Origin of the sequence: Rhodoferax sp. (assembly GCF_023700745.1) — a bacterium.
Classification (GTDB): Bacteria; Pseudomonadota; Gammaproteobacteria; order Burkholderiales; family Burkholderiaceae_C; genus Rhodoferax.
Genome location: NZ_JAMPYG010000021.1, coordinates 1 through 14,081 on the forward strand (window position 1 = coordinate 1; position 14,081 = coordinate 14,081).

11 protein-coding genes are annotated in these 14,081 nt (G+C 59.1%); 8 read left to right on the forward strand and 3 right to left on the reverse strand.

What is annotated here, in order from left to right; genetic code table 11:
• Nucleotides 1–120: 120 nt before the first annotated feature.
• The 5 genes from NDJ10_RS13675 (at nucleotide 121) to NDJ10_RS13700 (ending at nucleotide 5,095) form a co-directional block, all read left to right on the forward strand.
• Nucleotides 121–456: a cupin domain-containing protein gene (locus NDJ10_RS13675; protein WP_296163226.1), complete on the forward strand. Its 336-nt coding sequence runs from the start codon at nucleotides 121–123 to the stop codon at nucleotides 454–456.
• A 231-nt stretch (nucleotides 457–687) separates the two neighbouring features.
• A complete protein-coding gene (locus NDJ10_RS13685) occupies nucleotides 688–1,671 on the forward strand; it encodes a DMT family transporter (protein WP_296163313.1) in 984 nt (327 codons plus the stop codon).
• Between the two features lie 9 nt (nucleotides 1,672–1,680).
• A complete protein-coding gene (locus tag NDJ10_RS13690; protein WP_296163228.1) occupies nucleotides 1,681–3,069 on the forward strand; it encodes an FAD-binding oxidoreductase in 1,389 nt (462 codons plus the stop codon).
• Nucleotides 3,066–4,031 carry a glyoxylate/hydroxypyruvate reductase A gene (locus NDJ10_RS13695; RefSeq protein WP_296163230.1) on the forward strand — a complete coding sequence of 322 codons (966 nt, stop codon included), beginning with the start codon at nucleotides 3,066–3,068 and terminating at the stop codon, nucleotides 4,029–4,031. Before NDJ10_RS13690 ends, NDJ10_RS13695 begins: the two co-directional genes overlap by 4 nt.
• 41 nt (nucleotides 4,032–4,072) lie before the next feature.
• The gene (locus NDJ10_RS13700; protein WP_296163233.1) at nucleotides 4,073–5,095 is read left to right on the forward strand and encodes a histone deacetylase family protein; all 1,023 of its coding nucleotides are present in this window, start codon (nucleotides 4,073–4,075) and stop codon (nucleotides 5,093–5,095) included.
• A gap of 66 nt (nucleotides 5,096–5,161) precedes the next feature.
• On the opposite strand, the gene NDJ10_RS13705 is transcribed toward NDJ10_RS13700, so the two are convergent.
• Complete coding sequence (locus tag NDJ10_RS13705; protein WP_296163236.1) at nucleotides 5,162–6,640, reverse strand: PLP-dependent aminotransferase family protein; 1,479 nt, start codon at nucleotides 6,638–6,640, stop codon at nucleotides 5,162–5,164.
• A 121-nt stretch (nucleotides 6,641–6,761) separates the two neighbouring features.
• Between NDJ10_RS13705 and NDJ10_RS13710 the strand changes: the two genes are divergently transcribed.
• Together NDJ10_RS13710 and NDJ10_RS13715 are read left to right on the forward strand one after the other, a co-directional pair.
• Nucleotides 6,762–8,051, forward strand: coding sequence for a 4-aminobutyrate--2-oxoglutarate transaminase (locus tag NDJ10_RS13710; protein WP_296163239.1), 1,290 nt, complete (start codon nucleotides 6,762–6,764; stop codon nucleotides 8,049–8,051).
• Nucleotides 8,052–8,063: 12 nt separating this feature from the next.
• A complete protein-coding gene (locus NDJ10_RS13715; RefSeq protein ID WP_296163241.1) occupies nucleotides 8,064–9,560 on the forward strand; it encodes an NAD-dependent succinate-semialdehyde dehydrogenase in 1,497 nt (498 codons plus the stop codon).
• Nucleotides 9,561–9,929: 369 nt separating this feature from the next.
• Here NDJ10_RS13715 and NDJ10_RS13720 read toward each other — a convergent pair whose 3' ends face one another.
• Nucleotides 9,930–12,005, reverse strand: coding sequence for a molybdopterin oxidoreductase family protein (locus NDJ10_RS13720; protein ID WP_296163245.1), 2,076 nt, complete (start codon nucleotides 12,003–12,005; stop codon nucleotides 9,930–9,932).
• A gap of 56 nt (nucleotides 12,006–12,061) precedes the next feature.
• On the opposite strand from NDJ10_RS13720, the gene NDJ10_RS13725 reads away from it, so the two are divergent.
• The gene (locus NDJ10_RS13725; protein WP_296163249.1) at nucleotides 12,062–13,252 is read left to right on the forward strand and encodes a M20 aminoacylase family protein; all 1,191 of its coding nucleotides are present in this window, start codon (nucleotides 12,062–12,064) and stop codon (nucleotides 13,250–13,252) included.
• Nucleotides 13,253–13,310: 58 nt separating this feature from the next.
• Here NDJ10_RS13725 and NDJ10_RS13730 read toward each other — a convergent pair whose 3' ends face one another.
• Nucleotides 13,311–14,075, reverse strand: coding sequence for a type III pantothenate kinase (locus NDJ10_RS13730; protein WP_296163253.1), 765 nt, complete (start codon nucleotides 14,073–14,075; stop codon nucleotides 13,311–13,313).
• Nucleotides 14,076–14,081 lie beyond the last annotated feature (6 nt).

Below are 14,081 nucleotides of genomic sequence, written 5' to 3' on the forward strand. Positions count from 1 at the left end.
CACCATGCGCCTGAGTTTGCTGAGGGTTCCCACGTCTATCACTCCTAATCACCCCTGCTCAAAAATGAAGCAAGAATTGTGGATAACGTGGCTCAGTTTTCGACTGGAATTCCTACTTTTTTGGCCCAACCTTCATTTGGAATCAACACACAGGCTCAATATACCGTGCAAATCGACAATGAACGCGTGGTCGTGACCGAATGGCGTTTTGCGCCGGGCGCCGAGACCGGCTGGCATCGCCATGGATACGACTATGTCGTTGTGCCTTTGAGGGACGGAAAATTACAGCTCGAAACCTCTGAAGGCCAGCGCATCAGCGAGTTGAAAACTGGCCAGTCTTACAGCCGCCTTGCTGGGGTGGAGCATAACGTGATCAATGTCAACGATTACGAGTTCGTATTCGTTGAGATTGAACTCAAACAAGCTACGTCTGACGTGCATGGAGTGCAGGCATGAGTACGAGTTGGCAATTTGAACGTAACGGCGGAATAAACCTGATTCAGCAATTGCGTAATCTCGGCGCCACATTAGTGTTTCTGGCACGGGGCAACAACAGCTACCCGCACTGCATCGACGTCCGCTGTGACCATCAGGATGACCTGAAACCCATCGTGTGCCGGCAGGTAAGCGGGCCGCCTACATGGCTGAAGCCTATGGCAAATCACCCGGTCTCAATCTGACTTGCAGATGTCACTTGGCACCCAGCAGATGTACCCCGAAACACTGAACATACCCCCGTCCATCCCTCCTGAAGGATCGCAGCAGACCCTCTGGTTCCAAGCGTGCGGCATTTTCATGTGTGCCCTGCTGGCGTTGGCCACCCTGGACGTGTTGGCCAAGGATCTGGTGCGGCGCAACCCCGCGCCGCTGGTCAACCTGTTTCGTTACGGTGTGGTGTTGATCATGGCCATGGGACTCATGCAGATCAAGCGTTGTCTATGGGTTTTGCAGCGTCAGCATCGGCGACTGGTGCTGTGGCGTAGCGTCATGCTGGGCGCGGTCGGCCTGAGCTTTATGCAGGCCTTGCACTCGATGCCCCTCGCGGAAGCCACCGCTATTTATTTCCTGTCGCCGCTGATCATCGTCGCACTTTCGCCCTGGCTGCTGGGGGAGCACTTCCGTCTGCGGCAAGGGATGGCCGTGGTGGCAGGATTCATCGGCATGCTGCTGATCGTACGTCCGGGCAGCCAGTTGCCCCTGACGGGTACCGTGCTGATGCTAGTTGCGGCCAGCTCCTACGCGATGCTGCAGATTCTCACGCGCAAACTGGCCGGGAAGGTGCAAATGGAGCAGCAGTTTTTCTGGGCAGCAGGGGTCTGCACTTTGATGACACTGATGTCACTACCGACCGCATGGCCCATATCGTGGCCCTCAGCAACCGACATGGCCTTGATGGTACTGGTGGGGATATTGAGTGGTTTGGGTCAGTACCTGCTGATCCAGGCATTTCAGAAAGTGCCGGCATCGTCGCTGGCGCCTTTCAATTACTTTCATCTCCTGCTGGCCGTGATGTTCAGCGTGGTGGTGTTTGGGCAGCGGCCCGACAATATCGCTTTGACTGGTATGGCCATCATTGCCTGTTCAGGATTGGCGCTGACGCTGCCGGTGTTCTGGACGTATTTTGCGGCGTTGGTGGCCAGGCGCAACTCGTCAGGTCTGCAAGGTAAGTAGGACGGAAACATGTCAACACTCATCGACGGGCTGGTACAGGTTTTGGGGAGCGCGCATGTCCTGACGGGCGCCGATATTCCCGACAAATACCAGACCGACTGGTTCAAGGCGCATGTGATCACGCCATTGGCCGTGGCGCGACCTGCCACGCCTGAACAGGTAGCGCAGGTGCTGACCATTTGCCATCAGCACCGACAAAGCGTAACCATCCAAGGCGGCATGACCGGGCTGGTCGGCGGTGGCATACCTCAGGCGAGCGATGTGGTTTTGTCCCTGGAGCGCTTGGTCGGCATCGAAGAAATCGACACCGCAGCGGCGACCATGACCGTGCTGGCCGGCACCCCCCTGCAAACGGTGCAGGAGGCCGCTCGCGAGGCTGGCTTGCTGTTTGCCGTAGACCTGGGAGCGCGCGGATCTTGCCAGATTGGCGGGAACATCGCCACCAATGCCGGTGGCAATCGGGTCATACGTTACGGCATGATGCGCGAGCAGGTGCTGGGCCTGGAGGTCGTGCTGGCCGATGGTACGCGGGTCAGCAGCCTGAACAAGATGCTGAAGAACAATGCCGGCTATGACCTCAAGCATCTGTTCATCGGATCCGAGGGTACGCTCGGGGTCGTGACCCGTGCGGTATTGCGCTTGCATCCATTGCCCGTTAGCACCTGCACAGCCTGGTGCACACTGCCTGGCTACGATGCGGTGGTTGCCTTCCTGCGGCACGCCCAGACGCAATTGGGGGGCATGTTGTCAGCCTTCGAGGTCATGTGGCCGGATTTCTACGATCTGGTTACCCAGCGCGTACCCGATAGACGTGCACCGATTCCACACGGCTCCAGTCTTTATGTTCTGCTGGAAGCCGAGGGCAATGACCAACAGGGGGACATGGAAAGATTTTCGGCCATGCTGGAGTCTGCGCTGGAGCGCGGCTGGGTTGAAGATGCCTCTATCGCGCAGTCCCTGAAGGAGCGGGAAGAATTCTGGCGCGTTCGGGACGCCGTATCCGAATTCCCGCTCATGTGGTCGCCCTATTGCGGGTACGACGTGAGTTTACCGATTGGACGGATCGGTGAGTTCGTTGAGCGACTGCAAGAGAAATTGCGCGCACGATTCCCCGGGTGCGAACATGTGCACTTTGGCCATATTGGCGACAGCAATCTCCATGTCGGCGTCCACCTGGCCGCAAAATGGGGACCTTTTCCCGAGCCTGAGTTCGATGCTTGTGTCTACACGTTGTTGCGTGAATACGGCGGCTCGGTATCGGCCGAGCATGGCATCGGCACGCACAAGATGGCCTACCTCGGATATTCGCGTACACCAGAGGAAATGGCGGTGATGACTAGCCTTAAGAATGCGTTGGATCCGCTGAAGCTTCTGAATCCCGGGAAGGTGTTGCCATGACCCCAAGCTGCGATCAACCGGGATATGCCGAACCAGCCACTGTTTACTTCCACAGCGAGCTCGACGACCCGCTTCAATGGCAGGCCACACTGAAAAATGCACTGCCAGACGTGCGCTTTGTGACGGGGTCTACATGCGACGCACCCGAAAGCGTGGACATCGCCCTAGTGTGGACGCCACCACCACAGGGCCTGAATGCCTTTCCAAACCTGAAAGCCGTGCTATCGCTGGGTGCTGGGGTGGATCAGTTGCAACTCGAAAAGCTCGATCCCCGGATTCCAGTGGCCCGCCTGATTGACCTAACTTTGACCGCACGCATGGTGGAATACTGCAAAGCGGCTGTTTTCTACTTCCACCGGAACTTCCACTTGCACCAGCGGCTTCAGGTTAGCCGGATATGGGAATTTATTCCACCCATGAGTGCGGCCGAGCGACATATTCTGGTGCTTGGGCAGGGCGAGTTGGGCGCAGCGGTCGCTGTGGGCCTGGCTGGCGAGGGCTTCGGTGTATCGGGCTGGAGCCGATCGATCAAGAGTCTGCCTGGCGTCAAGAGCCTGAGCGGTGCAGACCGGCTGGAGTCGGCCGTGGCCGCCAGCGACATCGTCATCAACCTGCTGCCTCTGACGTCACAAACGCGAGGCATCCTCAACCGGGAATTTTTTTCATGGTTCAAAACCGGCACCTGCCTGATCAACGTCGGTCGAGGTGCCCATCTGAACGAAGCAGACTTGCTGGACGCGCTACACCGGGGCAAGATTGATGCAGCTTTTCTTGACGTATTTGGACAAGAACCTTTGCCAGCAGAGCATCCGTTTTGGTCGCACACTCAGTTGCACCTGACGCCTCATGTGGCCTCGTTGAGCGATCCGGTGCACTCTGCCACAACAGTAATCGAGAACATCCGTCGCGCCATGCATGGAGTTCCTTTGCTTAACGCTGTAGACCGGTCTTGTGGATATTGATGGCGAAACAGGTAGCGAAATTATTTTTTAAGGCCCCAACGATGAAAACTTTTTTTCACCCCGAACAACTCTTGCATCATCCAAAAACTTATCTGTCACGTGGGCAGATGCGAGTTCCCCAGGAGGTTCCAGAAAGAGCGGTAAAAATTCTGCGCGCAGTCGAAAAACTGAAATTTCCTGTCTGTGAACCTGCGGACTTCGGTATGCAGCCGCTTAAGGATGTACATGGAGGCCCTTATCTGCATTTCCTTGAAGCGGCATTTGCGCGCTGGAAGGAGATGCCTGCCGACTGGGGCGATGAGGTTATGTCAAACATCTTCGTGCGCGAACCCAACGCCCTGCGCGGCATATTGGCAGAGGCCGCCCGTTATCTGGCGGATGGTAGTTGCCCGGTCGGAGAGTTCACATGGCGTTCCGCCTATTGGTCTGCGCAAAGTGCACTCGCGGGTGCGCACGAGCTTCTGGCGGGAAATCAACATGCCTATGCCTTATGCCGACCGCCAGGTCACCATGCCCGGCGAGAGGCTGCTGGTGGGTTCTGCTACCTGAACAACTCAGCGATCGCGGCCCAAGCCTTGCGCAAGCAGATGAAGCGCGTCGTGGTGCTGGATACGGACATGCACCATGGACAGGGCGTTCAGGAAATTTTCTACGACAGGTCGGATGTTTTCTATATTTCGATTCATGGGGACCCGACAAATTTTTATCCCGCGGTAGCTGGATTTGATGATGAGCAAGGGACTGGCGCTGGGGAGGGCTTCAACCTGAATCTGCCCATGCCCCATGGGTCTGATGAAGTAGCTTTTTTTGCGCGTCTGGACGAGGCTATTTTTGCGATTCGGAAATTCAATCCTGATGCCTTGGTTCTATCGTTGGGCTTTGATATTTACAAAGACGATCCGCAATCAAAAGTGGGGGTTTCCAATGAAGGATTTCGGCTTCTTGGCCGCAAGATACGAGAAATTGACTTGCCAACCTTGGTGGTACAGGAGGGTGGCTATCACCTGGAAAGCCTGGAATTGAACGTCAAGAGTTTCTTTGAAGGTATGCTGAGGACTGCATGACGTCAGGGGTTGATGCAGCCCCTGGTTTCGGCCATTCGAAGTGCAGCTTGTCAATTCAGGAGATGCCTACGCCGCATTCTGCGCTCGCAGGCATTCGACCAGAATCTCAAAAGGCGCACGCATTTCTTGCTCAGAAACGCACGCAAAACCCATCAACAAGCCAGATTCAGTCGGTTGGCCTGCGTAATACTTGGATAAGGGCCGCACAGCCACGGCGCGCTCAAGAGCTGCACGCGCTACCTGAACATCATTCATCTCGTTGGGCAAAGACAGGACCAGGTGCAAGCCCGCGTTGCTGTCATAGGGATGGAGCCAGCCAGAACCAAGCCATTTTTCGATGAAAGCGATCAGGGCTGTTCGACGCGACGCATAAATCAGTCGCATTCGTCTGATATGGGCGGCGTAATAACCTGCCTTGATGAATTCGGCCAGTGTGGCCTGCGTAAGCAGGTGCCCTTCACGGTACAACTCCGAATGAGCCTTGGAAAAAGAGGCCGCGAGCCCCTTGGGAAGCACCATGTAGGCGCTGCGCATACCGGGGTAAAGAGTCTTGCTGAAGGTACCGACATAAATCACGGGAGCGTCTGGCACGAGCCCCTGCAACGAGGGAATCGGATGGCCTGAAAAGCGAAATTCGCTGTCGTAGTCGTCCTCCACGATCCAGCTTGAATGCTGACTGGCATATTCCAGCAGCGCGAGTCGGCGGCGCAGACTCATTACCGATCCCAGTGGATATTGATGAGACGGCGTCACAAAGATCAGTTTGGGCGGGCGTCCATGGTGTCGGGCTTCAGGCGCCAGTCCTTCCTCATCCACTGGAACCGACTCAACACGCAAGCCGTTAATAGTAAGCACACTGCGTATTCCCCAGTAGCCTGGCTCCTCTACCCAAACCTTATCCTGGGGGTCGCCTAACAGGCGGGCAATCAAATCCACCGCCTGGTGAACCCCCTCAGTGATCACAATCTGATCGGGGTCGCAATTGACGGATCTGGCCTGACGAAGGTGAATGGCCAGCTCATGTCTAAGCTCGTAATATCCGCCGCCCGATGAATAACTCAGCAGTTCGGGTGGTGGCCTGCGCCACAATCGTGCCGAAATCTGCGTAAATTTGCGGTATGGGAACTCAGTCACATCCGGCACGCCAGGCACAAAGGCCCCCCATTGAATGCTTGAGGCGGATGCATCTTTTACTAATCCACGACCGCGCCCGGACAAGGGGATCGGAGGAGCCTGATCATCTCCTGTCTTAAGTCGTGACGCTGCCCCTGTTCGGGTCCAAAGAATATTGTCCGGCACCACATCCGCCACGAACGTGCCACTTCCAGTGAGTGTTCGCAGATAGCCTTCAGCCAGCAATTGTTCATAGGCATGCATCACCGTGTTGCGAGAGAGTTTGAGTTCGCTCGCCAGATCACGCGACGGTGGAAGTCTGGAGGATGCAGGCAAACTGCCATCCAGGATGGCCTGTCGCAAGCAGCCATAAAGTGCCCGATTGGCCGGCTGGCGAGGATCTGCTTTTCGCAGATCCATCCAGCGTTGCATTAAGAGGTCGCCAGTAATTGATCGCAAATTGGACCTATTAAATATGCAGGTGTGGCTCTATATTATAGGTCCGCCTCAAAGTGTAATCAGGACTTCTATTTACCACCAGCTTGAGGTCTCTATGAAGAATGTCGAAATCAACCAACGCCGAATTGACGCTGCGCCCCGCGGAGTCGGTGTGATGTGCAACTTTTACGCCGACCGTGCTGAGAACGCGACGCTGTGGGATGTGGAAGGCCGGATGTACACCGACTTTGCAGCCGGGATCGCGGTACTCAACACCGGGCACCGCCATCCTGCCGTGATTGCCGCAATCACCAAACAGCTTGAACGATTCACCCACACAGCCTACCAAATTGTTCCTTACGAAAGTTCTGTGGCCCTCGCAGAACGCATTAATGAGATGGCCCCCATTGCAGGCCCCAAAAAAACGGCCTTCTTCACCACAGGCGCGGAGGCGGTTGAAAACGCCATCAAGATTGCTCGGGCCTTTACCGGGCGTCCGGGCGTCATCGCGTTTTCCGGTGGCTTCCACGGACGGACCATGATGGGCATGGCTCTCACGGGCAAGGTCTCTCCCTACAAGATCGGGTTTGGTCCTTTTCCCGGCGATGTTCACCATATACCCTTCCCGAGCGAACTGCAGCACATCACTGTTGACGACAGCGTCAAGACGCTCGAGCGTTTGTTCAAGGCGGATATAGACCCACAGCGCGTCGCGGCAATCATCATTGAACCGGTGCAAGGAGAGGGTGGATTCAATGCCGCGCCGAATAAGTTGATGGTGCAGTTGCGCGACATCTGCGACAAACACGGTATCCTGCTGATCGCAGATGAGGTGCAAACCGGATTTGGCCGCACAGGCAAGATGTTTGCGATGGAGCACCACCCGGTCCAGGCCGACATCATCACCATGGCCAAGAGCCTGGCGGGAGGCATGCCGCTTTCTGCTGTATGTGGCCGTGCCAAGGTGATGGACGCGCCCGCACCCGGTGGTTTGGGGGGCACTTATGCCGGCAATCCGCTTGCGGTGGCCGCTGCCCATGCAGTGATCGATACGATTCAGAAAGAATCATTGCTTGATCGCTCGATCAGCCTGGGTGCCAAATTGCGCAAGTTTCTGGAAGCTGCCCGAACAGGCAACGCTTCAATCGCAGAGGTGCGCGGTGTCGGCTCCATGAACGCAGTGGAGTTTGTCGATCCGGCAAACGGCTGCCCTAGTCCCGAGATCGCCCAACGGGTTCAGCAACGTGCACTCGAAAAGGGCCTGGTGCTGCTGACCTGTGGGATGTACGGTAATGTGATCCGATTCCTTCATCCATTGACGATTCCAGATGCTCAGTTTGACCAAGCCCTCGCTACGATCGGGCAAGCCCTCAAAGAGGCTATCGAGTTTCCTGTTTCCGCCTGATTGGAGCTCAATATGAACATGAAAACCACAGGTTTCGATGAAACCTCCCCTCTTTTATTGCTCAAAGATCCCAGCCTCTTCAAAACCGACGCCCTGATCAATGGCCAGTGGGTCGCGGGTAAGGCGCGCTTTGACGTCAACAACCCTGCCAATGGCCGCAAACTCGCCGACGTCGCCAACCTGGGGCCGCAGGATGCCGATGTCGCGATTGCCGCCGCCAATGTTGCTTGGCCTGCTTGGCGCAGCAAGACTGGTAAGGAGCGCCATGCCATCTTGCTCAAGTGGTACCAGTTGCTCATGGCCAACCAGGAAGACTTGGGCCGCATCATGACGGCCGAACAAGGTAAACCATTTGCCGAAGCCAAGGGTGAAGTTGCCTACGGCGCCAGTTTTGTCGAGTGGTTCGCAGAGGAAGCCAAGCGCGTCAACGGCGAGACCCTACCTCAGTTTGACAACAACCGCCGCCTGATAGTACTCAAGCAACCGATCGGCGTGTGCGCAGCTATCACGCCCTGGAACTTCCCGCTGGCCATGATCACCCGCAAGGTCGCCCCTGCCCTCGCGGCGGGCTGCCCGGTGGTGATCAAACCAGCCGAACTCACGCCGCTGACCGCGTTGGCTGTGGCCGAACTGGCCATCCGCGCCGGCATTCCCGCTGGTGTGCTCAACGTGCTGACGGCCGACAGCGCCAACAGCATTGCCGTCGGCAAGGTGTTTTGCGCCAGCGATGTGGTGCGCCACATCAGCTTCACCGGCTCCACCGAAGTCGGTCGGATCCTGATGGCGCAAAGCGCCCCCTCAGTAAAGAAGCTGTCGCTGGAACTCGGCGGCAACGCCCCCTTCATCGTGTTCGACGATGCCGACATCGACTCAGCTGTCGAAGGCGCCATGGCCAGCAAGTACCGCAACGCCGGCCAGACCTGCGTCTGCGCCAACCGCATTTATGTGCAGGACGGCGTGTATGACCAGTTTCTTGAAAAGTTCGCAGCCAAAGTCAAAACCCTCAAAGTTGGCAACGGTTTTGAAGACGGTGTAATGCAAGGGCCAATGATTGAAAGCGCTGCCGTGGATAAGGTGCGGCGCCATGTGGCTGACGCCATTGCCAAGGGGGGCCAACTGGTGGTCGGCGGCCACCAGTTGGAGGGCCAGTTCTTCGAGCCGACGGTTATCTCCGAAGCCAGCGCCGACATGCTGTGCGCCAAAGAAGAAACCTTCGGTCCCTTTGCGCCGGTGTTCCGCTTCCAGACCGAGCAGGAAGCCATTGACGCTGCCAACAACACCGAGTTCGGCCTGGCCAGCTACTTCTACAGTCGCGACATCGGTCGCATCTACCGCGTGGCTGAGGCGCTGGAGTACGGCATGGTGGGCATCAACGCCGGTATCATCGCCACAGAGCATGTTCCCTTTGGCGGCGTCAAGCAGTCTGGTCTGGGCCGGGAAGGCTCTAGCCATGGCATGGAAGAGTATGTGGAGATGAAATACCTCTGCCTAGGTGATATCCAGAAATGAATCGTCGCAGGGACAGAAATCCGCAAGAAATCTCGTTTGCAGAACCGCGAAAACGGTTCCAACGGGGCACCCAAGGACGCCCCGTTTCTCAAATGGGAACCATCGATATAAATTTACTCAGCTGACTACGGGTTGATCATGTCGCCTAATGTTCGGCCGCCTAGACTCTCTGGACACTGCTTTGCCGGCAACGCCGTGGTCGAGCGAATCGTGGCTCTGATTGAACAACGCTGCGCCCTGACGATTCGACGGCTCAGCGGGCCTGCTGCCGATGCTGAGGATGTAGCCGAGCTATCCGTTTGCACCACTGGACGGACGCGGGTTCGATTCCGGATTGGGGTAATTGAACTGATCTTTCCAGGTCCTTCGTCACACGACCAGCGCGACTTCCACCAGACAGTCATAAAACGTCGGGCCACGACCCAGGTCGGTCAGATTCTGGCTGGTGAGCTGGTTCACATTGGTGCCATTGAGTCCCAGTTTGCGCCACCAGACTCCCAGGCCGTTGACCACGCCTGCCCTGGCCCGCGCACTGATGCGGGCGCGACACTGGTAGTCGCCGCGGCTGTTGAAAACACGTACCGTGTCACCGTCGGCAATGTGGCGCGCAGCGGCATCGTCCGGGTGTATTTCCAGCAGCGGCTCGCCTTCGCTGTCCTGCAGGCTCTTGACGTTGACGAAGCTCGAATTCAAGAAATTGCGCGCCGGCGGCGAGATCATGGCCAGCGGGTAGGCGCTGGAGCTGTGCGCGGCCTCGTGGTTGGGCACATGGTCGGGCAGGCCGTCCAGGCCTCGCGCGGCCAGCCGTTCACTGAAAAATTCGCATTTGCCGGACGGCGTCGGGAAGTGGCCTTGGGCAAATGGCGCGTCTGGCGTGGGCAGGGTGGCAAAACCCTGGGCGAGCAGCGTCTCGAAGTCCACCGCATCGCCATAGGCTTGGCGGCACAGGGCTTCGTCACTGTCCTGCAAGCAGGGATCGGTCAGGCCCATGTGTCGGGCCAGTTCCCGGAAAATCTGTGTGTTGGGTTTGGCTTTGCCAAGCGGTGCAATGGCCGGGCGGTTGAGCAGCGCGTCGGTGTGGCCATAAGCGCTGTGCACATCCCAATGCTCCAGTTGCGTGGTGGCGGGCAGGATGTAGTCGGCGTAGTCGGCCGTGTCGGTCTGAAAATGCTCCAGCACCACGGTAAACAAATCCTCGCGGGCGAAGCCCTGTACCACTTTGGCCGATTCGGGCGCGATGGCCACCGGGTTGCTGTTGTAAACCACCAGCGCTGCGATGGCCGGGCCAAAGTCGGGGCTGGCCGGTTGCAGCAGGGCGTTGCCGATGGTGGCCATGTTGATACTGCGTGGCTTGCGCCCGGCCAGCAGGTCTGGGCGCTGCAGGGCCGCGCGCTGCACCGGGAAAGCCCCCGAGCTTGACAGCAGCACGCCACCAGCCCGATGCCGCCAGGCGCCGATGAGCGCGGGCAGGCTGGCGATCAGGCGTACTGCGTTGCCGCCGCCGTGCACGCGTTGCAGGCCGTAGTTCATGCGGATGGCGGCCGCTTGGCCCTTGCGGGCGCAGGCGCCGTAGTCCCGGGCCAGGGCGCGGATCTGCTCAGGGCTGATGCCGCACACCGCTGCTGCGCGCTCGGGCGGCCATTGCAGGGCGCGCTCGCGCAAAGCCGCCCAGCCCAGCGTGTAGCGGGCCAGGTAGTCGTGGTCGAGCCAGTCGTTCTGGATCAATTCGTGCATCAGGCCCAGCGCCAGCGCGCCGTCGGTGCCGGGGAGCAGGGCGATGTGCTCGTGGCACTTGTCAGCCGTCTCACTCTTGCGCGGGTCGATGCAGACGAGTTTGGCGCCGCGCCCTTTGGCTTGGTTGGCATAGCGCCAGAAGTGCAGGTTGCTGCTGATCGAGTTGCTGCCCCAGATCAAAATGAGATCGGACTCGGCAAAAAACTCCACCCGCATGCCGACCTTGCCACCCAGCGTGTGCACCAGGCCTTCGCCACCCGCGGCGGCGCAAATGGTGCGCTCCAGCTGCGAGGCGCCGAGCGTGTTGAAAAACCGTGCCGCAATGCTTTCTCCCTGCACCAGGCCCATGGTGCCGGCGTAGCTGTAGGGCAGGATGGCCTGCGGGTCGCGTGCGGCTATGGCCGACAGGCGTGCGGCAATGTCGCTCAGCGCAGCGTCCCAGCTGACGCGTTCAAACTGCCTGCTGCCCTTGGGGCCAATGCGTTTGAGTGGATGCAGGATGCGCTCGGGGTGGTAAGTGCGCTCGGGGTAGCGCGACACCTTGGCGCACAGGCTGCCGGCAGTGTGCGGGTGCGCCGGGTTGCCCTGTACCTTGATGGCGACGCCGTTTTGCACCGTGGTCAGCAGCGAGCAGGTGTCGGGGCAGTCGTGCGGGCAGGCGCCCAGAATCTGGCTGCTGGGGGCCGGGTCAGATAAAGTTGTAGCGGTCATGGTGGCATTGCGAGTTGAGGCATGATTGTCACCCAGTCAGACCCGCAGGAGCAGCCATGCATTTGATCCCTGAAATTGTCCAGCAGCGCTCTGGTCTTGAAGCCTTGCGTCGCGATCTGCACGCCCACCCTGAGCTGTGCTTCAACGAGTTCCGCACCGCCGACCGGGTGGCCGACAAGCTTGCCGAATGGGGCATTCCGGTGCACCGTGGCCTGGGTACGACCGGTGTGGTGGGTATTGTCAAAAACGGCACGTCGGGCCGTGCCATTGGGTTGCGCGCCGATATGGATGCGCTGCCGATGCAGGAGGCCAATACCTTTGCCCACGCCAGCAGCCAACCCGGCAAGATGCACGCCTGCGGTCACGACGGCCACACCGCCATGCTGCTGGCCGCCGCCCAGTACCTCGCCACGCACCGCCATTTCGATGGCACGGTGTATCTGATTTTTCAGCCCGCCGAAGAAGGCGGCGGCGGTGCCCGCGAGATGATCAAGGACGGCCTGTTTGACAAGTTTCCGCTGGAAGCGGTGTTTGGCATGCACAACTGGCCTGGTTTGCCGTTCGGCCAGTTTGCCGCCAGCGCTGGCCCGGTGATGGCATCGAGCAACGAGTTCAGGATCACGGTTCACGGCAAGGGAGGGCATGCCGCCATGCCGCATAACGCACTGGATCCGGTGCCGGTGGCCTGCCAGCTGGTGCAGTCGTTCCAGACCATCATCAGCCGCAACCTGAAGCCGATCGATGCGGGCGTGATTTCTGTCACCATGATCCATGCCGGTGAGGCCACCAACGTCATACCCAATCGGTGTGAGTTGCAGGGCACGGTGCGCACCTTTTCTTTTGATGTGCTCGACCAGATCGAGCAGCGCATGCGCGTGATGACCGAGCACATTTGTGCGGCATCAGGCTTGCGTGCCGACTTTGAATTCAAGCGTAACTACCCGCCCACCATCAACAGCGCCGCCGAGGCCGAGTTTGCGCGCCAGGTGATGGCGGCGATTGTGGGCGCGGACAACGTCCAGGTGCAGGAACCCACCATGGGTGCAGAAGATTTTTCCTTCATGCTGCAAGCCAAGCCTGGTTGTTATGCCTTCATTGCCAATGGCGACGGCGACCACCGCGACTTCGGCCACGGTGGCGGGCCGTGCACCTTGCACAACCCCAGTTACGATTTCAACGACGATCTGTTGCCGATCGGCGCGACGTATTGGGTGCGTTTGGCCGAGGCCTGGCTAAAGCCCTTGTAGGCGTGGCGCCTTGTGGGAGCGGCGCCCTCACCACGATTGCCTCCGACCTTCAGGCCGCTCAGCCAAACCGGTGTGCCGCCATCTCCAGCAGCCCATCAAACAGCAGGTTGTCCACCAGCTCGAACGGTACCGACATGCTGGGCGCCATTTTCCAGCCAGCGCCTCCGGTCATGATGCAATGCGGTTCCATGCCGCAGTGCCGGCGCAGGTGCTGCACCATGCGCTCGACCGCACCCGCAATGGCGTAGGTGCCGCCGCTGGTCAGGGCGTCGCTGGTGTTGGTCGGAAATTCGCAGACGTTGCCGGTGGGCACATGCAGGCCGGCGGTGCCGGATTCGAGTGCGCGCAACATGATGCCGTGACCGGGCAGAATCAAGCCTCCCAAAAACTTGCCCTGAGGGTCGATGGCATCGACGGTCACCGCGGTGCCCACCATCACCACCACCAGCGGACGCGCCGGCCCCTGCGCCAGGCTGCGGTGCCAGGCCCCGATCATGGCCACCCAGCGGTCGGCCCCGAGACGTGCGGGGTAGTCGTAGCCATTGCTCACGCCGGCCTCGGCACTGCTGGCGACCACCCAGTTGGCGGACACGTCCCACAATTCCATTTGCTCTTCGACCCGCCGCTTGACGGCGTCGCCGGCCACGGTACAGCCCAGCATGCGCATCGGGTGGGGCAGGCCGCCCCAGTCGCCATTGGCCAGGCGGTCGATGTTTTCCAGAAACTCGACACCTCGTGCCAACAAAGGCGCGTTGCGCTGGGGTGCAGTGTGCAGCGCCCATTTCAAACGGGTATTGCCGACATCAATGGCCAGAAAAGTCATGGCGGT

What these genes read in the sequence shown, in the direction of transcription:
- NDJ10_RS13730 (WP_296163253.1), bottom strand. Translation starts at nt 14,075, where the DNA reads ATGACTTTTCTGGCCATTGATGTCGGCAATACCCGTTTGAAATGGGCG.
- NDJ10_RS13695 (WP_296163230.1), top strand. Translation starts at nt 3,066, where the DNA reads ATGACCCCAAGCTGCGATCAACCGGGATATGCCGAACCAGCCACTGTT.
- NDJ10_RS13710 (WP_296163239.1), top strand. Translation starts at nt 6,762, where the DNA reads ATGAAGAATGTCGAAATCAACCAACGCCGAATTGACGCTGCGCCCCGC.
- NDJ10_RS13700 (WP_296163233.1), top strand. Translation starts at nt 4,073, where the DNA reads ATGAAAACTTTTTTTCACCCCGAACAACTCTTGCATCATCCAAAAACT.
- NDJ10_RS13685 (WP_296163313.1), top strand. Translation starts at nt 688, where the DNA reads ATGTCACTTGGCACCCAGCAGATGTACCCCGAAACACTGAACATACCC.
- NDJ10_RS13725 (WP_296163249.1), top strand. Translation starts at nt 12,062, where the DNA reads ATGCATTTGATCCCTGAAATTGTCCAGCAGCGCTCTGGTCTTGAAGCC.
- NDJ10_RS13715 (WP_296163241.1), top strand. Translation starts at nt 8,064, where the DNA reads ATGAACATGAAAACCACAGGTTTCGATGAAACCTCCCCTCTTTTATTG.
- NDJ10_RS13720 (WP_296163245.1), bottom strand. Translation starts at nt 12,005, where the DNA reads ATGACCGCTACAACTTTATCTGACCCGGCCCCCAGCAGCCAGATTCTG.
- NDJ10_RS13705 (WP_296163236.1), bottom strand. Translation starts at nt 6,640, where the DNA reads ATGCAACGCTGGATGGATCTGCGAAAAGCAGATCCTCGCCAGCCGGCC.
- NDJ10_RS13690 (WP_296163228.1), top strand. Translation starts at nt 1,681, where the DNA reads ATGTCAACACTCATCGACGGGCTGGTACAGGTTTTGGGGAGCGCGCAT.